General features: G+C 71.8%; 17 protein-coding genes and 3 pseudogenes. 7 read left to right on the plus strand and 13 right to left on the minus strand.

Annotated features, from left to right (window positions below; all coding sequences use genetic code 11):
- The 3 genes and pseudogenes from ACWDX9_RS47145 to ACWDX9_RS47155 form a co-directional block, all read right to left on the minus strand.
- A pseudogene (locus tag ACWDX9_RS47145) lies at window positions 1-707 on the minus strand (DNA-directed RNA polymerase subunit beta); the annotation flags it as partial.
- 515 nt (window positions 708-1,222) lie between these two features.
- Window positions 1,223-1,732 (minus strand): 6-pyruvoyl trahydropterin synthase family protein, encoded by a 510-nt coding sequence (locus tag ACWDX9_RS47150; RefSeq protein ID WP_449967085.1) that lies wholly within the window; start codon window positions 1,730-1,732, stop codon window positions 1,223-1,225.
- Window positions 1,704-2,444, minus strand: a complete 741-nt coding sequence (locus tag ACWDX9_RS47155; protein ID WP_449967088.1) for a 7-cyano-7-deazaguanine synthase — start codon at window positions 2,442-2,444, stop codon at window positions 1,704-1,706. Before ACWDX9_RS47155 ends, ACWDX9_RS47150 begins: the two co-directional genes overlap by 29 nt.
- 117 nt (window positions 2,445-2,561) lie before the next feature.
- Here ACWDX9_RS47155 and ACWDX9_RS47160 point away from each other — a divergent pair, with 117 nt between their 5' ends.
- Both ACWDX9_RS47160 and ACWDX9_RS47165 read left to right on the plus strand, forming a co-directional pair.
- Complete coding sequence (locus tag ACWDX9_RS47160) at window positions 2,562-3,404, plus strand: TauD/TfdA dioxygenase family protein (protein ID WP_449967091.1); 843 nt, start codon at window positions 2,562-2,564, stop codon at window positions 3,402-3,404.
- Window positions 3,405-3,425: 21 nt separating this feature from the next.
- Window positions 3,426-3,572: a hypothetical protein gene (locus ACWDX9_RS47165; RefSeq protein ID WP_449967121.1), complete on the plus strand. Its 147-nt coding sequence runs from the start codon at window positions 3,426-3,428 to the stop codon at window positions 3,570-3,572.
- Here ACWDX9_RS47165 and ACWDX9_RS47170 read toward each other — a convergent pair.
- Window positions 3,563-3,679 (minus strand): annotated as a pseudogene (locus ACWDX9_RS47170) (MmyB family transcriptional regulator); the annotation flags it as partial. The gene ACWDX9_RS47165 and the pseudogene ACWDX9_RS47170 sit on opposite strands and share 10 nt — an antisense overlap.
- Window positions 3,680-3,728: 49 nt before the next feature.
- Window positions 3,729-4,520, minus strand: coding sequence for an SDR family oxidoreductase (locus tag ACWDX9_RS47175; protein WP_449967094.1), 792 nt, complete (start codon window positions 4,518-4,520; stop codon window positions 3,729-3,731).
- Window positions 4,521-4,735: 215 nt separating this feature from the next.
- On the opposite strand from ACWDX9_RS47175, the gene ACWDX9_RS47180 reads away from it, so the two are divergent.
- The gene (locus tag ACWDX9_RS47180) at window positions 4,736-5,242 is read left to right on the plus strand and encodes a hypothetical protein (protein WP_449967097.1); all 507 of its coding nucleotides are present in this window, start codon (window positions 4,736-4,738) and stop codon (window positions 5,240-5,242) included.
- Window positions 5,243-5,405: 163 nt separating this feature from the next.
- Here the strand turns inward: ACWDX9_RS47180 and ACWDX9_RS47185 are convergent, their stop codons facing one another.
- The 4 genes from ACWDX9_RS47185 to ACWDX9_RS47200 are packed head-to-tail and all read right to left on the minus strand — an operon-like array spanning window position 5,406 to window position 7,464.
- Window positions 5,406-5,777, minus strand: a complete 372-nt coding sequence (locus tag ACWDX9_RS47185) for a hypothetical protein (RefSeq protein ID WP_350741005.1) — start codon at window positions 5,775-5,777, stop codon at window positions 5,406-5,408.
- A 29-nt stretch (window positions 5,778-5,806) separates the two neighbouring features.
- On the minus strand, window positions 5,807-6,181 hold the full coding sequence (locus ACWDX9_RS47190; RefSeq protein ID WP_449967100.1) for a roadblock/LC7 domain-containing protein: 375 nt from the start codon (window positions 6,179-6,181) through the stop codon (window positions 5,807-5,809).
- Between the two features lie 29 nt (window positions 6,182-6,210).
- Complete coding sequence (locus tag ACWDX9_RS47195) at window positions 6,211-7,086, minus strand: hypothetical protein (RefSeq protein ID WP_449967102.1); 876 nt, start codon at window positions 7,084-7,086, stop codon at window positions 6,211-6,213.
- Between the two features lie 3 nt (window positions 7,087-7,089).
- The gene (locus tag ACWDX9_RS47200) at window positions 7,090-7,464 is read right to left on the minus strand and encodes a roadblock/LC7 domain-containing protein (protein ID WP_319719198.1); all 375 of its coding nucleotides are present in this window, start codon (window positions 7,462-7,464) and stop codon (window positions 7,090-7,092) included.
- Between the two features lie 407 nt (window positions 7,465-7,871).
- Here ACWDX9_RS47200 and ACWDX9_RS47205 point away from each other — a divergent pair, with 407 nt between their 5' ends.
- The 3 genes from ACWDX9_RS47205 to ACWDX9_RS47215 are packed head-to-tail and all read left to right on the plus strand — an operon-like array spanning window position 7,872 to window position 11,916.
- On the plus strand, window positions 7,872-8,558 hold the full coding sequence (locus ACWDX9_RS47205) for a FadR/GntR family transcriptional regulator (protein ID WP_449967104.1): 687 nt from the start codon (window positions 7,872-7,874) through the stop codon (window positions 8,556-8,558).
- On the plus strand, window positions 8,559-9,584 hold the full coding sequence (locus ACWDX9_RS47210; protein ID WP_449967107.1) for an alcohol dehydrogenase catalytic domain-containing protein: 1,026 nt from the start codon (window positions 8,559-8,561) through the stop codon (window positions 9,582-9,584).
- Window positions 9,585-9,642: 58 nt separating this feature from the next.
- A complete protein-coding gene (locus ACWDX9_RS47215; RefSeq protein ID WP_449967110.1) occupies window positions 9,643-11,916 on the plus strand; it encodes a glycoside hydrolase family 6 protein in 2,274 nt (757 codons plus the stop codon).
- Between the two features lie 7 nt (window positions 11,917-11,923).
- On the opposite strand, the gene ACWDX9_RS47220 is transcribed toward ACWDX9_RS47215, so the two are convergent.
- Genes ACWDX9_RS47220 through ACWDX9_RS47235 form a run of 4 tightly spaced genes read right to left on the minus strand, consistent with a single transcriptional unit; the run spans window position 11,924 to window position 15,911 of the window.
- Window positions 11,924-12,505, minus strand: coding sequence for a GTP-binding protein (locus ACWDX9_RS47220; protein WP_350740995.1), 582 nt, complete (start codon window positions 12,503-12,505; stop codon window positions 11,924-11,926).
- Window positions 12,486-12,836 (minus strand): DUF742 domain-containing protein, encoded by a 351-nt coding sequence (locus tag ACWDX9_RS47225; protein ID WP_449967113.1) that lies wholly within the window; start codon window positions 12,834-12,836, stop codon window positions 12,486-12,488. Before ACWDX9_RS47225 ends, ACWDX9_RS47220 begins: the two co-directional genes overlap by 20 nt.
- The gene (locus tag ACWDX9_RS47230; protein WP_449967116.1) at window positions 12,833-13,258 is read right to left on the minus strand and encodes a roadblock/LC7 domain-containing protein; all 426 of its coding nucleotides are present in this window, start codon (window positions 13,256-13,258) and stop codon (window positions 12,833-12,835) included. The genes ACWDX9_RS47225 and ACWDX9_RS47230 overlap by 4 nt, the downstream gene beginning before the upstream one ends.
- Entirely contained in the window at window positions 13,239-15,911 is a 2,673-nt protein-coding gene (locus tag ACWDX9_RS47235; protein ID WP_449967118.1) for a nitrate- and nitrite sensing domain-containing protein, read from the minus strand. Before ACWDX9_RS47235 ends, ACWDX9_RS47230 begins: the two co-directional genes overlap by 20 nt.
- Window positions 15,912-16,472: 561 nt before the next feature.
- Here ACWDX9_RS47235 and ACWDX9_RS47240 point away from each other — a divergent pair.
- Window positions 16,473-16,764: pseudogene (locus ACWDX9_RS47240) on the plus strand (YcaO-like family protein); the annotation flags it as partial.

The following is a 16,764-nucleotide window of genomic DNA, read 5'->3' on the forward strand; positions in this document are numbered from 1 at the left end:
CCGAACTTCTCGAGGATCTGCTCGCTGGTCCAGCCCAGCGCCTTGAGCAGCACCGTGACGGCCTGCTTGCGCTTGCGGTCGATGCGCACACCGACACTGTCGCGCTTGTCGATCTCGAACTCCAGCCAGGCACCCCGCGACGGGATGACCCTGCAGCCGAACAGGTCCTTGTCGGACGTCTTGTCCACATTGCGTTCGAAGTAGACACCGGGCGAACGGACCAGCTGCGAGACCACGACACGCTCGGTGCCGTTGATGATGAACGTGCCCTTCGGCGTCATGAGCGGGAAATCGCCCATGAACACCGTCTGGCTCTTGATCTCACCGGTGGTGTTATTGATGAACTCCGCCGTCACGAACATCGGGGCGGAGAAGGTCATGTCCTTGTCTTTGCACTCATCCACCGAGTACTTCGGCGGCTCGAATCGGTGGTCGCGGAACGACAAGGACATGGTCCCCGAGAAGTCCTCGATCGGACTGATCTCTTCGAAGATCTCTTCGAGGCCCGACTGAGCCGGGACGTCCTTGCGCCCGGCCTGGCGAGCCGCCTCTACCCGGGCCTTCCACCTCTCGTTCCCGAGCAGCCAGTCGAACGACTCGGTCTGCAGAGCGAGAAGGTCAGGAACTTCGAGGGGCTCCTGGATGCGCGCGAAAGACACGCGACGGGGACCAGCGGGTACGGCGGAGGCGTTGCGCGAGGCTGCCAACAGATGTCCTTCCGGGAGCTGACGGCGGGACTGAATGCGCGCATGCCGAGCGCCCGGCAGTCACCGGGACATGAGGCGTCGAAAGGCAGCGCGGAATGGCAGCATAAACCGAGAGGGACATGGATGGCAACATTTAATGTTGATGTCAACCTCTCTCCCGCCTTAGGATCGCACACCCTCCTAGCCGTCGTCAACTTCAACACCACGACTCCACCCACGCGACCACCCCCAGCCCCGCCATCCCGACGGGCGAGAGGCCGCCCTCGACGGCAAGCTGCCGCCCGGCTCCGACTCAGGATGACCAGGCAGGACCCGGCGTCGGAAGTCCACCGCACGCCCCACCACGGGACGCGCGCCGGCCGAAGCACAGGCCGTCCCCGGCCCCCGACCACGGCGACCGGGCCACCACGCCACGCACGCCTTCTCCGTCGCGCGGCGCACGGGCGGCCTCCCGAAGCGCAGGTCGCCACCCCGGCCCCTGACCACGAGGGCGATGCATCGGGCGATGGCCGCGTTCACGCACCGCTGAGCGCGTCGGCCGTCGGCGGCCGGGTGGCGGGCGTCGCGTCGGCCCGCGGCCGGAACTCCGCGGCGTTGACGTGCGTCTCGGTCACCTTCACCCTGGCCACGGCGGCGCCCGCGGCGTGCGGCAGGCCGGCCAGCAGGCTCTGCGCGGCCCTGCCGAGCATCACCGCCACCGCCTCGACCGTGGGATACGGCAGATCCCTGGCGTACGGGTGCTCGCCGAACAGGTAGACCTTGCTGCCGTGAGCCACCAGGAGCGAGGCCAGCGGGTCATCGATCCCCAGCATGGCGCCATGATCGAGGTGCTCGTCGACGAAAGCCCGCAGAGCCTTCTTGAACGCGCCGAACTCCACCACGGTCTGCTCGTCACTCAAGCAGGCCGCCCGCACGGTGACCTCGGCCCACCAGGAGTGACCGTGCAGGTTCACGCACTTGCCCGCCAGGTGCGGGAGCCGGTGCGCGGTCTCGAAGTTATGCCGTACGCAGATCTGGTGCGTCATCACTGGCCTCGCCTTCGTAGACGGTCGGGTCGGGCGCTCCGCTCTGCGAGAAGGCGTCCCTGCGTGACACGCACGCCAGGCACACGCCGCAGTGGACCGGGCCGTCGAGGTAGCAGGTCCAGCTCTTGCCCATCGGCGCGTCCAGGCGCAGGCCGTAGGCGACGACGTCCTCCTTGAGCATGCCGAGGAAGGGCGTCTCGACACGGGGAAGGTGGAATCCGCGGCCGCCGAGGCGGATCATCTCGCGGTAGGCGTCGAAGAAGTCGGGCCTGCCGTCGGGCATCGGATGGCCCTCCGGGGTGCGGTGGATGCCGAGCGCCACCACGTCGGCGCGGCGGGCCATCGCGACCGCCACGGCCATGTCGGCGATGAAGGCGTTGCGGTTGGGGATGGTGATGGAGCGCAGGGCGGCGCCGGTGGGCACGAGGGTCGGCACGTCCTGGGCCCGGTCGGTGAGCGAGCAGCCGGTCAGCAGGGGGCCGAGACCGTTGATCGTGATCGTGTGGTGCTCGGCCTCCAGGTGGGCCGCCACCTCCCGGGCGGCCGCCAGCTCCCGCGGGCCGTTGCGCTGGCCGTAGTCGAAGGAGATCAGCAGCAGGCGGTGGGTCGCGCGGTAGTGGGCGGCCAGCACCGTGGAGTCCAGCCCGCCGGAGAAGACCACCACGGCCGACGGCGGGACGACCTCGGGCGCGGAACTCATCGCACTCCTCACCGACCACGAAAGATTGCCGAACGTAACCGTATATCACTCTCTGTAAATGAGCGGCTGCGTGCGGGGGTACTGGTCCGGCGAACGTACTACCGGAGACCACCGAAGGCAGGCGCGTCCATGTCCGTCTCAACGCCGTCCGATCCGACCATCGACGTCCGGCGGCAGGAACCGTTCGGCGCGCGACTGCTGGGCGGCGGGGACGCCCGGCTCGCCGGCCTGCCGCCGGAGCAACTCCTGGACCTGGTCGGCGAGCATCACCTGGTCGTCCTGCGGGGCTTCACGGGGGCCGCGACCGACGAGGAGTTCGAGGAGTTCGCCGGTCGGCTGGGCGAGCCGGTGGCGTGGAACGGCAGCCGGACGTTCTACGTGGAGGCGCACGCCGAGCCGGAGGACCACCTCTTCGAGACGGGGTTCATGCCGATCCACTGGGACGGCCTCTACATGAACGCCGGGAGCGCGCCCGACCTGCAGATCTTCCAGTGCCTGCGGGCCACCGACCCGGCCGTGGGCGGGGCGACGCTGTTCTGCGACACGACGCTGGTCCTGGCCGGCGCCGACCCGGAGACGCGGGCGTTGTGGGAGGGCCTGACGTTCCGCTACGAACGGCCCACCGCCGGCGGCGAGGTGGTGACGCGCGAGGTGCCGCTCGTCGTGCCCCATCCGCGTCTCGGCCATCCGACCCTGAGGTTCTCCGAGCCCGTTCCCGAGGACGTCGTCATCCTCAACCCGACCACCACCACGCTGCCGAGCCCGCCGGCGGGCCACGACGCCGCGCAGATCATCGAGGGGATCCGCCGGGCGCTCTACGACCCCCGGCACATGTACGCCCACCGCTGGCAGGCCGGCGACGTCGTGATCGCCGACAACCAGACCCTGCTGCACACCCGCGAGCCGTACCCGCCCGGCGCGCCCAGGAAGCTCCGCCGGGTCACGACCCGGCTCGGGGCTCGGTTCTCATGATCCGTGGGTCGTGGGTCACGGGTGGCGGTGGTCCGCGGCGGGCTTCGAGGCGTGCTCGGAGGCGGCCAGGTCGAGCAGGACCATGGTGTCGTACCCGGGCGTGCCGGGCTCGGCGTAGTAGGCGACCAGGCGGTGGCCGGGGTGACCTCCAGCTGCATGGACTGGTAGCCGAGGGTGAGATCGCTGACGTCCGGGTGGTGGAAGGTCTTGCGGCCCTGGGTGTGCGCCCGCACGTCGTAACGCTCCCATCCGCAGGGCCTGCTGGCCGAGGGCACGAACGTGACCGTCGCGATCGACCCCGGCCGCGCCTATGTCCTCACCAAGTCATGGCAGGTCCGGCAGCCCGAGGTCGAGGTTGGGCCGGTCGATCCCGCCGTCCACTTCGAGCACCTTGCCCGTCACGTACCGGGCAGCCGGGGAGACCAGGTAGAGCACGGCGGCCGCCACGTCCTCCGGCTCGCCGATCCGCCGCAGCGGCGTGGCCTGCTCCATCTGGGCGCGCAGGCCCTCGTCGTTCATGACGATGTCGAGCGCGGAGGTGGCGACCGCGCCGACGGCGACCGCGTTGACCCGGACGGCGGGGGCCAGGTCGAGCGCGGCCAGCCGGGTGTAGTGCGCCAGGGCCGCCTTGGCGGTGCCGTAGGCCAGGTAGCCGCGGCCCGCCACGCGGCCCACGGCGGAGGAGACGTTCACGACCGCGCCGCCGCCCGCCTTCAGCAGGTGCGGGACGGCAGCCCTGGTCAGCTCGTGCGCCACGCCGACGTTGAACTGGAACGCGTTCTCGAGATGCTTCCGTTTCGTGTCGAGGAAGGCGCGGGGCATCGCACCGCCCACGTTGTTGACGACCACGTCCAGGCGACCGAACGCGGCCGCGGCCCGCTCCGCGAGGTCCTCCGCGGCGCCGGGGATCGTCAGGTCGGCGGGGACGACCAGGACCCGCCTCCCGGCCTGTTTCACCTGATCGGCGATGGCGTGGAGCTGGTCCTCGGTGCGGGCGCAGATCGCGACGTCGGCACCGGCCTGGGCGAGGGCGACGGCGGTGGCCGCGCCGATGCCCCGGCCCGCGCCGGTGACCACGGCCGCGGCGCCGCCGATCTGGAAGCGGTCCAGGATCATGCGCTCAGCCTAAGGACGAACTGCAACCCGTTTCAATACGGCATCTGGCTACGGCTCACCGGCCGGCCGCCGCCCACCGACAGCGGCTGCCTCCGGTAGGGATGGTTTGTCGTACCCACCTGGCATGATCGCTTGCTGTACGAGGCAGCGTGCTCTGATCTGATGGGAGTTACAGGCGATGACCATTGACGATGTCCGGATCGATGCCTAGTCCTGTGCCGACTCTGATACGCCGCGCTTCCGCTCAGGTGTTCGTGGACGCGTCCACCGTTGACCTGACCGGCGAAGACCTGGTGACGGAGTTCGAGCTGGACATGACCGCGACGGGCCTGGTCGAGGCCGGCCCCGATGGCGATGGCGCGCGCATCGTGTGCGGCCAGGAAATCGGCTCCATCCTCGTCACCGCCGAACTGTGGGACGACGCACCACCGTTGACCACCGACGGCTGGCAGGACGTCGCTGAGGTGTCCGTTTCCTGGCGGACTGCGTTCATGGACTTCGGGACGGCGGACGGCGGCGACGACCCGGCCAAGCGGCTGGAACTGCCTGGCCCAGGTGATTACCGGCTGCGCGTCCACGGGCGCAACCGCGACGACGGCGACCCGCGAGACGATGGCGACCCCGTCGAGGAGTACCTGATCCAGGTGTGGCCCGCTCCGCGGTACAAGCCCGTCATGGCCAAGTCCACCAGCAGGACCGCGGCCATGTGGAGAGCGCAGTGAGTTCTGCAGGCTGTCGCGCACGGTCCCGACCGGGTTTCCGTCTTCTCCCGACGCGGGGAACACGGAAACCCAGTCGGCTCGCGCTACGCTGACCGCTGCCGGTGAGCGATCATTGTGTTGTGACCACCCGCCGAGCGGGGGCGGGCCACCCGGGAGTCCCGGGTCAGACCTCCAGTTTCTCCTCGATGCCCCGGAGTTGGTGCCGGGACATGGCCAGGTTGGCGCGCCCACGGTCGAGCGCCAGGTAGAGGAACAGCCCCTTTCCCCCGCGCCCCGTGATGGGCCGGATGATGTGGTACTGGCCGCCGAGCGTGATGAGGATGTCCTCGATGCTGTCCTTGAGACCGAGCGAGTCCATCGTGCGGAGCTTGGCCTTGACCACCTCCGTGTTGCCCGCGGCGGCGACCTGCAGGTCCAGGTCCTTGGAGCCGCCGAGGGTGCCCAGCGCCATGCCGCTCCCGTGATCGACGATCGCCGCTCCGATGGCGCCGTCGATCGTCATCATCTCCTTGAGCGAGACGTCCATGCTGGCCATTGTTCTCTCCCTTTCTGCCAGGGGACGGTTCAGTGCCTACGTGCTGCGACGGCGGCCACTCCGGCGGCCGTCTTCCTGCCCTCCAGCCGCAGCAGCCCGACGTTCGCGCCGGGCTTGGCCAGGACTGTGAGGACGATGGTGGGGCCGGCGGCGTAGAAGGCCACGAAGCCGGCGGTGCCCGAGATGAGCGTTTCCTCAAGAGCGCCGTGGCCGGTCATGGTCAGCATCCGCCTGCTCATCGCGAGCAGTGCCGCCGACAGCGCCGCGGTCTGCTCGCTGCGGTCTCCTTCGAGGTCGCAGGCGATCTGTATGCCGTCCACGGTGCAGGCGACGCTTCCGCTCACGTCCGGTGTGCGCTCGCGCAGGAGCGTCATTTCCTCCAGAACCTCTTTCCGCAGCTCCACCGGTGGCCTCCTCCTGAGTACGGGGAACCTCACGCCAGCTCCTCGAGCGCCTTCTTGAGCCGCATCAGCAGCGCCAGATCGGTCGGGTCTCCCGTCACGGGCGGGCCGAGCGGCTGGGCCACCGCCCCGGGATCGTGGGGCGGCCGCTCGTAGGGGTGCCGCGCCCGCTTCGGCAGCCAGGCTCCAGACGCTTCACCACTGTCGGCGACCTCATCGGGCTCGGCATGCTTGGGCTTCTTGTCGGCGGGAGCGGTATGGCCCGGGTCGGGTGGGGTGAGCAGGCCGGCGGCCGCCAGCCTCCTGACCGCCAGCAGCACCGCGTAGCCCGAACGCCCGAGCTGCTTGGCCAGCTCCAGCGGCGTGGCCTTGTGGTCGGCACCGACGATCACCTCCCACTGGACCCGGGTCAGCGTCACCCCGTGCCCCGGCAGCCACGGCACCGGCCGTACCGGCAGCGTGTCCACCTCCGCGGACGGCCAGACGTCGGCGAGGTGCGCCCGCCGCCGCGCGCACTCCCGCACCAGCCCCGCCACCTCGAAGAACCACTGCCCGCCCAGCCAGTGCCGCTCCCCCGGCCGGAACTTGGGCCGCGTCCCGCTTATCGGCAGCAGGAAGAAGGCCGCGTCCAGGACCGCGCCCAGCACCGCGAACTGCAGCTCGCCCGGCGTGAGCGGCCCCTCCTCCAGGAGCCGCGCGCAGCCGCCGTCCGCCTGGAGCCCGCGCAGCGCCGCCTCCGTCATCCGGCCCCGGGCCGTGAGCAGGCGCTCGACGCCCGGGGTCTGGGCGCACTCCATGTACGTCACTCGCCCGTCGTGGAGGAAGATCGTGCCGTTCCTCCCGAGCCGGAGCGCGCCCGTCGAACGCTCGTGCGCCAGCCCGGCCAGAAGTGCGTCGAGCCTGGTCATGACTCACGTCGTCAGCTGGCTGGAGACCGACCGCAGGCGGTGGCGCGCCAGGGCCAGGTTGGATCGTTCCAGGTCAAGGCGTACGTAGATGACCAGCGGCCCCTCGAAGACCGTCTCCAGCGGCCTGAGCAGATGGTGCCCCTTGTCCGTCGTGACGAGCATGTCGTCGATGCGGACGACCTCGCCCGGGCACGCGCGGGCGAGACCGTCGGTCGTGGCCCGCAGCGCCTCGGTCAACGCGGCGGCCGACCGGTCGGCGTCCACGCCCGAGGCGCTGCTGAAGGCCACCGCCATGCCGCTGGTGTGGTCGAGCAGCATGGCGTCCAGCGCCCCCGGTATGGACATGACCTCCGCCAGGCAGGTGTCGATTCCGAGCACGTGATCCCCCTCGCCGTAAGTGGAACGGGGACAGCGTAGGGGGGTTATGAATCGCACTGAAGTGGCCCATAGACCTGCGGTTACGCTTTTATGTGGCCAAGGCAGAGAAAACCAATACCCATACACATAGTTCTGATATTTGCGAGTATTTCTCGTAACGAATGCGCCGTTGAGCTCCGGCGGGCCGTGACCGACACGGCGGCGAACTTCGCCCGGCCGGTCCCCGTGCCGGCGGCGGGGATCAGGGTGGGATCGACGACGGACAGGACGGGCCGCCCATCGTCGTACAGGTCCAGCCGCGAGCCGCTGTCGCGAGCGAGCAGGACGTTGCCCCCGGCACTGACCCTCACGATCGCTTCCGGCAGGTCGTTATATGATGTGTTTAATCATACTTTTAAGGGTTGTCGATGGTCGAAAGCGCCCGGCCGGGCGGCCTGCACGCGCAGCTCGTTGACGCGCTCGGACGCCGGATCGCGCACGGTGACTTCCCCGTGGGCGGCATCGTCTCCCCCGAGCGCGTCGAGTCCGAGTACGAGGTGTCCCGGACGGTCGTGCGCGAGGCGCTGCGCTCCCTGGAGGTGCTCGGCATGGTCCGCCCGCGCCACAAGGTCGGCACCACCGTCCAGCCCCAGGAGAGCTGGGCGCTGCTCAACCCGCAGGTCATCGCCTGGCGGGCGAACGGTCCCGACGCCGACACCCAGCTCGGCGAGCTCATGACGCTGCGGGAGGCCCTGGAGCCCGCCGCCGCCAGGATCGCGGCGCTGGGCGCCCGGCCGGCCCTCGTGGACACGCTCCGCGAGCACCTCCGGGACATGCGGGACGCCTACGAAAGCCGCAGCCGCTCCGCGTTCGTGTCGGCCGACACGGGCTTCCACCGGACGGTCCTGCGGGGCGCTGACAACGCGGTCCTGAGCCAGCTCGTACAGACCCTCATCGCCACCCTCCATGCCCGCTACTCCGACCGCCACCAGTTCTTCACCGCCGACACCGCCGCCTCGCTGGACCGGCACGAGCAGGCCGTCGAGGCCATCGCGGCCATGGACCCGGCGGCGGCGGAGGCCGCGGCCACGTCGCTCGTCCTGGCGGTGATCTGAATGGACGCGAAGGCCCTCGTCGTCACCGGCCCCGGGCACCTGACGATCGAGACCCGGACCACCCCGGCGCCGCGACCGCACGAAGCCGTCGTCACGGTCGTCTACGGCGGCATCTGCGGCTCCGACCTGCACTACTACAGGAGCGGGCGGGTGGGCGAGTCCGTCCTGCGCTCCCCGATGGTCCTGGGGCACGAGGTGGTCGGGGTCGTCGCCGAGCCCGCCGCCGACGGCTCGGGACCGCCGGCGGGCGGCCGCGTCGCCGTGCACCCCGCCCAGGTGTGCGGCCGCTGCGGCCACTGCCTGCGCGGCGAGCAGAACCTCTGCGCGGAGCTGCGCTATCTCGGCAGCGCCGCCCGGATGCCGCACACCGACGGCGGGTTCGCCGAGCGCCTCGTCGTGCCCGCGAGCCGCCTCGTGCCCATCCCCGACGGGCTCGACCTGCGGACGGCGGCGCTGGCCGAGCCCGCCTCGGTGGCGCTCCACGGCCTGCGCCGGCCGGGCTCCGGCGTCGAGGGCCGCGACGTCCTGGTGATCGGCGCGGGACCCATCGGCCTGCTCTCCGCCGCCCTGGCCGCCTGCGCGGGGGCGGCCACGGTCACGGCGACCGACGTGTTCGGCGAACCCCTCCGGCTGGCGCTCCAGGTGGGCGCGACCCACGTCGTCCGCGCGGACCTCGGCGAGCCGATCCCCGCCGCCGACGTCGCGATCGAGTCCTCCGGCTCCCAGGCCGGGCTCGTCTCCGCCCTGGAGGCGCTGCGCCCCGGCGGAACCCTCGTCAACGTGGGGCACCTGCCCCCGGGCGGGGTCACCGCGCCGCTGCACCTCGCGGTCACCCGCGAGCTGACCCTGATGGGGTCGAGCCGCTTCTACCACGAGATGCCGGCCGCGTTGTCGATCATGGACGGGGACGCCGGGCGGTTCGCACCCATTGTCACGTCCGTCTTCGGGCTCGGCGCGGCGGTGGCGGCGTTCGAGGAGGCGGCCGACGCCCGGCGGTCGAGCAAGGTCCTGCTCGCGTTCAGCTGAACCCCGGTGCCGCTCCGGCCGTACCTCCTGTCGACTGTCGGGTCGGGATGGGCGGGCGATGGCGAACGGCACCAAACACGGCGAGGCGGTGGACGGGCGGACCGGCGACGACCCGCGGCGGATCGGCGGCCACCGCATCGTGCGCCGGCTCGGCTCCGGCGGGATGGGCGTCGTCTACCTCGCGAAGAGCCGTTCGCGGCGGCTCGTGGCGATCAAGGTCATCCACCGGCACCTCGCCGGCGACCCGGAGTTCCGGCGGCGCTTCCGCCGCGAGGTCGCGACCATGCAGCGGGTCGCCCCCTTCTCGACGGCTCCCGTGCTCACGGCCGACCTGGACGGCGAGACGGCGTACGTCGTCACCGAGTACGTCCCGGGACCGACGCTGTTCCGCGCGATCGTGGAGCGGGGCCCGATGTCGGGCTCGGAGCTCGAAGGACTGGCCATGAGCACGGCGGTGGCGCTGTGGGCCATCCACGCGGCGGGCGTCGTCCACCGTGACCTCAAGCCGTCGAACGTGCTGCTGTCCCCCACGGGCCCGAAGGTCATCGACTTCGGCCTCGCCTTCGTCTCCGACTCCACGACCCTCTCCGTCACCAGGATGGGCACGCCGGCGTACATGTCGCCCGAGCAGGTGCGCGGGCTGGCGTCGCCGGCCTCCGACGTCTTCGCCTGGGGCGGTGTCATGGCCTTCGCCGCGAGCGGGCGGCCGCCGTTCGGCTCGGGGGCGGGTCACGACGTGCTCTACCGCGTGGTCCACGAGGAGCCCGTGCTCCCCGAGCTGGGCGGCGCGGTCGGCCGGCTGGTGGCGCGGGCGCTGAGCAAGGACCCGGCGGCCCGCCCGACGGCCGCCGAGCTCGTGGACGCGCTCGGCGGGGGCGCGACGATCCGCCTCTCGCCCGACCTCGTCCCGGTCGGGCCCCCTCCACGACGCCGGGCGAGCGGCCGGTTCCCGTACGAACCCAGGGTGCCGAGCCCGGCCGCCACCGCCTCGGGCCGGAGCCACGCCGGCCCCGAGCAGAGCCACTCCGCCCCGGAGAAGGGCCGCACCACGCCGGACCGGAGCCGCGCCGCCCCGGCGCACCGGGGACGGCGACGGGGGACGTCCAGGCGCTGGGCGTGGGCCGGCGGCACGGTGGCCGCGCTCGCCGTGGCGACGGCGGGCGCGTACCTGCTCCCCAGCCTGTTCACCGGCCTGCCCGCCGTGACCCCGGCGGTGAACCCGGCGGTGAACCCCGCCGTCGCGAAGGAGGCGGGCACGCTGTGGCGGGAGCTCCCCGGCGAGAACCCGCTGCGCGCGGACGGCGTGCGGTTCTACGTGCAGCCGGACACCGACGCGGCCCGGCAGTCCCGGACCTGGTCGGCGCAGGGCAGGACGGCCGACGCCGCCCTCATGCGGGCGCTGTCGCAGGTCCCCCAGGCGATCTGGCTCGCCGGCGGCTCCCCCGCCGACGTCTCCCGCACCGCACGCGAGGCGGTCGCCCAGGCCGAACGCAGGCAGACCGTCCCGGTGTTCGTCACCAACAACATCCCGGGACGTGACTGCTGGAACGGCGGCGCCCCCGACACCGCGGGCTACCGGGCGTGGATCGACGCGGTGGCCGAGGGCATCGGGAACCGGCCCGCGGTCGTCGCCCTGGAGCCCAGCGGCCTGGCGCGGATGCCCGGCAGCCCCGAGTGCCCGCAGGGCGGGGAGGCCGCCGCCGTCCAGCGGTACGCCGATCTCACCTACGCCGTGGAGACCCTGACCGGCCTGGCCCGCACCGCCGTCTACCTCGACGGCGGGCTGGCGGGCTGGCCCGCGTTCACGCAGATCGCCGACCGGCTGGTCAACGCGGGGGCGGTGCGCGCCGACGGCTTCTACGTCAACGCAGTCGGCTACCGGCCGACCGCGCGATCGCTCACGTACGCCGCGAAGCTGTCCAGGTGCGTCTACCTGAGGGCGGCGTCGCGGAGCGCCTCGTGCGCCGACGCGGCCCTGGCCGCCGTGCCGGACGACGCGCCCGGCCTGCCGCACTTCGTCGTCGACACGAGCCGGAACGGGGCCGGCGAGTGGCAGCCGCCCGCCGGGCGCTTCCCGGTTCCGGACGAATGGTGCAATCCCCCCGGCAGAGGCGCGGGCGCCCGGCCGTCCGCCGGCACCGGGAAGCCGCTGGCGGACGCGTTCCTCTGGCTCAACAGCCCGGGATTCTCCAACGGCCAGTGCACCCGGGGCACCCCGGGACCGGCCGACCCGGTGTACGGCGTCGTCACCCCGGCCTCCGGCCAGTGGTGGCCCGATCAGGCCCTCGAACGGGCGCGCAACGCCGTCCCGCCACTCACGCCGGCCCCCTGAACCCGGCTCATCCGCCTTCCACCGCGTACTTCACCAATGTGGTGAGCACCTCCTTGACCGACGCGCGGTCGCGGACGTCGCACAGCACGATCGGGATGCGCTCGTTCAGCGCGAGCGCCCGCCGCACCTTGGCCGGGTCGTGGCGGCGGGCCCCCTCGAAGCAGTTCACGCCGACCACGAACGGGACGCCGCGCTGCTCGAAGTAGTCCACCGCGGGGAAGCAGTCGCCCAGGCGGCGCGTGTCGGCGAGCACGACGGCGCCGAGCGCGCCGAGGGCCAGTTCGTCCCACATGAACCAGAAGCGGTCCTGCCCGGGGGTGCCGAACAGGTACAGCCACAGCCCGTCGCGGATAGTGATGCGGCCGAAGTCGAGCGCGACCGTGGTGGTGGTCTTGGACTCCACGCCCGAGGTGTCGTCCACCCCGATGCCCCGCTCGCTCAGCAGCTCCTCGGTGTGCAGCGGCCGGATCTCGCTGATGGTGCCGACCAAGGTGGTCTTGCCGACGCCGAAACCGCCCGCGATGAGGATCTTGATGGCCAAGGCCGAGGCGACGGCGGTCGTCCCCGGCTCAGAGGCTGCGTAGTCCATGCAGCACTTCCCTGTAGATGCGTTCGTCGATCGTCTGCGCCGCGGGGCGCGGGCGTTCGATGGTGACAAGGCCCTCTCGCCGCACATCGCTCAGGATCACCCGGGTGATGTTGAGCGGCAGCCTGAGGTGCGCCGCGACGTCGGCCACCGGCGTGGGCTTCTGGCACAGCGACAGCACGGCGCGATGCTCCGGGAGCAGCTCCGCGGGCTCGTAGGTGCCGGCGACCGTCGTGACGATGGCCACCAGATCGAATGCCTCGCCCTGCGGGCGCGCCCGGCCCCCGGTCAGCCCGAAGAGCCGGAGCAGCGGCCCGGGATCCTCCCCGGTCACTGTCTCGCGCCGTTCCAGGCGGGTGCCGGTGCCGCTCCCCTCGGCTGCGAGGAGAGGTGCTCGCCGACCCGCTTGACCATGAGCGCCATCTCGTACGTGACCATGCCCAGCTCGGCGTCGCCCGTGGCGAGCACGGCCAGCCTGGCGCCCTGGCCGGCCGCGGTGACGAACAGGAAGCCGTCCTCCATCTCGATGATCGTCTGCCGTACGCCGCCCAGGCCGAAGTGGCGCCCGGCGCCCATGGCGAGGCTGTGGCTGCCGGCGGAGATGGCGGACAGGTGCTCGGCGTCCTCCCGGGTCAAGCCCCGGGAGCCGCCCATGGCCAGCCCGTCGGCGGACAGCACGATGGCGTGCCGGATGCCGGGGATGCGCTGGGTGAGGTCGTCCAGCAGCCAGCTCAGTTCACTTCTGGGGTCGGGCATCGGGATGGTCGTCCTTTCGGTTCCACACGTCTGGTCCCTGCTCCGCCTGGCGACGGCCTTGCTGCCAGCCGCGTTGCATGGACGACATGAGTTGTGCGAGCTCCTCCGGCGAGCGCGCCGAGGTGCTGCGCCGGTCCGCGCGTCTGGCGGAACGGAGCTGGGGAGCCAGGCTGGCCTGCGGTACCCGCATCGGCAGCCCGTCGAGGTCTTCGTCCGCGTCCTCGGCCGGCACCGTGACGCTCCAGTCGGCGGGCGGGCCGGGCGGGGTGGCGGGGCCGGGGACCGGCGTCGGAATCCGGATCGGTCCAGTGGCGGGCCCGTTATCCGGTTCCTCCGCGAGCCCGTCCACGAGCCCGTCCACGAGCCCGTCCGCGAGCCCATCCGCGAGCCCGTCCGCGGGGCCGCCTGCGAGTCCGTTCGCGAGTCCGTCCGTGAGCCCGTTGGCGGACGAGCCCGTGAGCCCGTTCGCGGAGCCGTTCACAGGCCCACTCACTGGCCCACTCACTGGCCCACTCACTGGCCCACTCACTGGCCCACTCACTGGCCCGGCCTGGATGATCGGGGTCGGCGCGGGCCCGGCCTCGAACCAGGTCCCGCGCTCCGGGGCGCGGGCGGGCGCGTCCGGCCCGAGGGGCGGGAAGGGCTCAGGGGCGACGGCCGCCCCGCGGGACCGGGGCTCGGCGGGCCCGGTGCCGAGCGCGCGCATGGGCCTGGCTATGTGCGCGGCGACGCGGTCCGTGGCGGGCGTGACGACGACCGGCGGCTGGAGGTTGACGAGCAGGGAGGCCGGCAGCAGCACGATCGCGGTGGTCCCGTCGTACGGCGAGCGGCGCAGCGAGACCTTGATCCCGTGCCGGACCGCGAGCCTGGACACCACGAACAGGCCGAGCCGGTCGCTGTCGGCCAGGTCGAACTCCGGCGGGTCGGCCAGCCTGGAGTTGAGCTCGTCGAGGGTGGACTGGTTCAGCCCGAGGCCCCGGTCCTCCACCTCCAGCGCGAAGCCGTTGGCCGCGGTCATGCTGCGGATGTGCACGGTCGTGTCGGGCGGGGAGAAGACGGTGGCGTTCTCCACCAGCTCGGCGACCAGGTGGATCACGTCGGTGACGGCGGGGCCGACCAGCAGCGGGGCGTTCGGCATCGGCACGACGGTGACGCGGGTGTAGTCCTCGACCTCCAGCCCCGCCGCGCGTACGACGTCGAACAGCGGCACCGGGTCGCGCCAGCGCCGCGCGGGGGCGGAGTCGGACAGGATGATCAGGTTCTCGGCGTGCCGCCGCATGCGGGTGGTCAGGTGGTCGAGCTTGAACAGGTCCTCCAGGACCCCCGGCTCCTCGACCCGGCGTTCCATGGTGTCGAGCAGCGTGAGCTGGCGGTGGAGCAGCGCCTGGTTGCGCCGGGCCAGGTTGAGGAAGACCAGGCCGACGCCCTTGCGCAGGGTCGCCTGGCCGACCGCCGCCTCGACCGCCGTACGGCGTACGGCGGAGAAGGCGTGCACCACCCGGTCGACCTCGGCGGTGTCGGCGCGGTCGAGGCCGGGCGCCTCGGTGGCCGGGTCCACGTCGTCGCCGCGGCGCAGCCGCTCGACCAGCCGGGGCAGCCGCCGCTCCGCCAGCTCCACCGCCGACTCCTGCAGCCGGCTGAGCTCGATGATCAGCGAGCGGCCGAACCGGTACGACAGCGCCACCGACGCCACCACCGCGAACAGCCCCAGGAGCAGGACCAGGCCGATCCGCCAGTACGCACCGGACTTCTGGGACTGCGCCTCCTCCGCGGTGCGGGCCAGCTCCGTCTGCGTGTCACGGCTGATCGCGCCGAAGATGGCGTCGGCGTCCCGCTTCCACACGGTGGGGTCCACGGGCGGCGCGCCGCCGCTGGTGTCCCAGCCGAACAGCAGGTCCTCCGCGTCCACCAGCCGCTTGAACGACGCGCTGGCGACCAGCCGGTCGTAGTTCGCCCGCAGTTCGGGGCCGACGTCGCGCTCGGCGTTGGCGAAGACGAGCCGGCGGCTGGTCATCGCGGAGACGAACGAGGCCCGGTCCCTGGGGGTCATCTTGTGGTGCACGATCGTGGTGGTGAGCACGGCGTGCTCACGGCCCAGATACTCGGCCGCGGCGCTGTAGGCCGCCATGCCGCGCACCGCCTGGTAGGACGAGACGTCGCTGAGCGCGTCGCGGTCGCTGAACTGCCCGTTGGCGACGCTGATCAGGTTGTTGTACGCCTCGATGATGGTCAGCGGCGGGGCCAGCACGCCGCCGTCGGCGGAATCGCGCAGCGACTGCAGCCCGTCGAGCGCCTGCAGCAGCGCCTGCACCTGGGCCGGGGTCTCCCCGTCCGCCGCCCCGACGTCGAGGGCGCTGATCACCTCGCGCAGTCGCTTGGCCTTGCCGTCGGTGACCCGGCGCTGCTCGGCCAGCGGCTCGTACGAGCCGGTGCCGCGGACCGCCTCCGCCGAGAGCTGGCGCTCCCGCTGTAACTCGACGATCAGCTGCAGCACCGGCGACCCGATGCCCTCCCAGCGGTCCTGCGCCTGGGAGACGGTGACGATCTCCTCAACGCTGGAGTAGGCGATGAACCCCCACAGGGCGATCATGGAGACCAGCGGAAGCAGGAGAATCCTGAGCAGCTTGGTACGGATCGGCGGGGGCGAACTCATCCATCATGTCCAATTCCGCGCACCGGATGATGCGCCGCCGGGCAGTCGCGAACCGGCACTACCCCGAGAATGTCCGCCACGACTGGCACGCCTGTGGTGCGTCCACTATGCCGATGGGCCAGATGGACTTCAAGGTACGGATGCGAAGAAACATCACGAATGGCGGGTTGACTCTTTGTCAGCACACGGTTCGTGACCGTAACGGCCGCCATCTCACCCAGAGTGACGATCCTGGGACTCCGGATGACGCGGATGGGTACCCACCCCAGCCGCGGCCATCCCCCAGAAAATGTAAATAAGTCAGCAAATAGCCTTTCTAGGCTTTTGCAGAGGCGGCGCTACAATTAAGGCGGAAAGGAAGGGGGAGGCTCATGGGAAATGTCGTGGACTATATCGTGACCGACTCGCTGGATCGCGCGACCCAGCACCTGACCCAGGCCGAACTCGACCGGCTGGGCGAGCTGCTGTCCGCCACGACCGGCGATGGCAGAAGGTAGGCCGCGTCGATTTCCGAAATCCCCGCGACGGGCGGGGCGGCCGTTCTGCGCGGCGGAACGAGCGGTGCCGCTGGACGAGGCCGGGAGGCGGGCGTCCGCGGCACTGACCGCGCTCGGCCTGCGGGCGGAGCTCGTGGACGCGGGCGACGGCCGCGACCCGACTGCCTGGTGGTGCCGCCTGCTCGGCGGCGCGGGTGACCTCGCGCCCGTCGCGTGCGGGATGGGCAAAGGACGCCCGGACGAGGCCCGCGTGGGCGCTCTGTTCGAGGCCGTCGAGCACTACCTCACCGGCCCGGCCGGGTTCGACCCCGCCGCCGTGCGGCCCGTCGCGCCCGCCGCCCTCGCCTCGGGGCCGC

The organism is Nonomuraea sp. NPDC003201 (assembly GCF_053590415.1).

What these genes read in the sequence shown, in the direction of transcription:
- ACWDX9_RS47150 (WP_449967085.1), bottom strand. Translation starts at nt 1,732, where the DNA reads ATGACGCACCAGATCTGCGTACGGCATAACTTCGAGACCGCGCACCGG.
- ACWDX9_RS47160 (WP_449967091.1), top strand. Translation starts at nt 2,562, where the DNA reads ATGTCCGTCTCAACGCCGTCCGATCCGACCATCGACGTCCGGCGGCAG.
- ACWDX9_RS47175 (WP_449967094.1), bottom strand. Translation starts at nt 4,520, where the DNA reads ATGATCCTGGACCGCTTCCAGATCGGCGGCGCCGCGGCCGTGGTCACC.
- ACWDX9_RS47185 (WP_350741005.1), bottom strand. Translation starts at nt 5,777, where the DNA reads ATGGCCAGCATGGACGTCTCGCTCAAGGAGATGATGACGATCGACGGC.
- ACWDX9_RS47195 (WP_449967102.1), bottom strand. Translation starts at nt 7,086, where the DNA reads ATGACCAGGCTCGACGCACTTCTGGCCGGGCTGGCGCACGAGCGTTCG.
- ACWDX9_RS47205 (WP_449967104.1), top strand. Translation starts at nt 7,872, where the DNA reads ATGGTCGAAAGCGCCCGGCCGGGCGGCCTGCACGCGCAGCTCGTTGAC.
- ACWDX9_RS47210 (WP_449967107.1), top strand. Translation starts at nt 8,559, where the DNA reads ATGGACGCGAAGGCCCTCGTCGTCACCGGCCCCGGGCACCTGACGATC.
- ACWDX9_RS47215 (WP_449967110.1), top strand. Translation starts at nt 9,643, where the DNA reads ATGGCGAACGGCACCAAACACGGCGAGGCGGTGGACGGGCGGACCGGC.
- ACWDX9_RS47220 (WP_350740995.1), bottom strand. Translation starts at nt 12,505, where the DNA reads ATGGACTACGCAGCCTCTGAGCCGGGGACGACCGCCGTCGCCTCGGCC.
- ACWDX9_RS47230 (WP_449967116.1), bottom strand. Translation starts at nt 13,258, where the DNA reads ATGCCCGACCCCAGAAGTGAACTGAGCTGGCTGCTGGACGACCTCACC.
- ACWDX9_RS47235 (WP_449967118.1), bottom strand. Translation starts at nt 15,911, where the DNA reads ATGAGTTCGCCCCCGCCGATCCGTACCAAGCTGCTCAGGATTCTCCTG.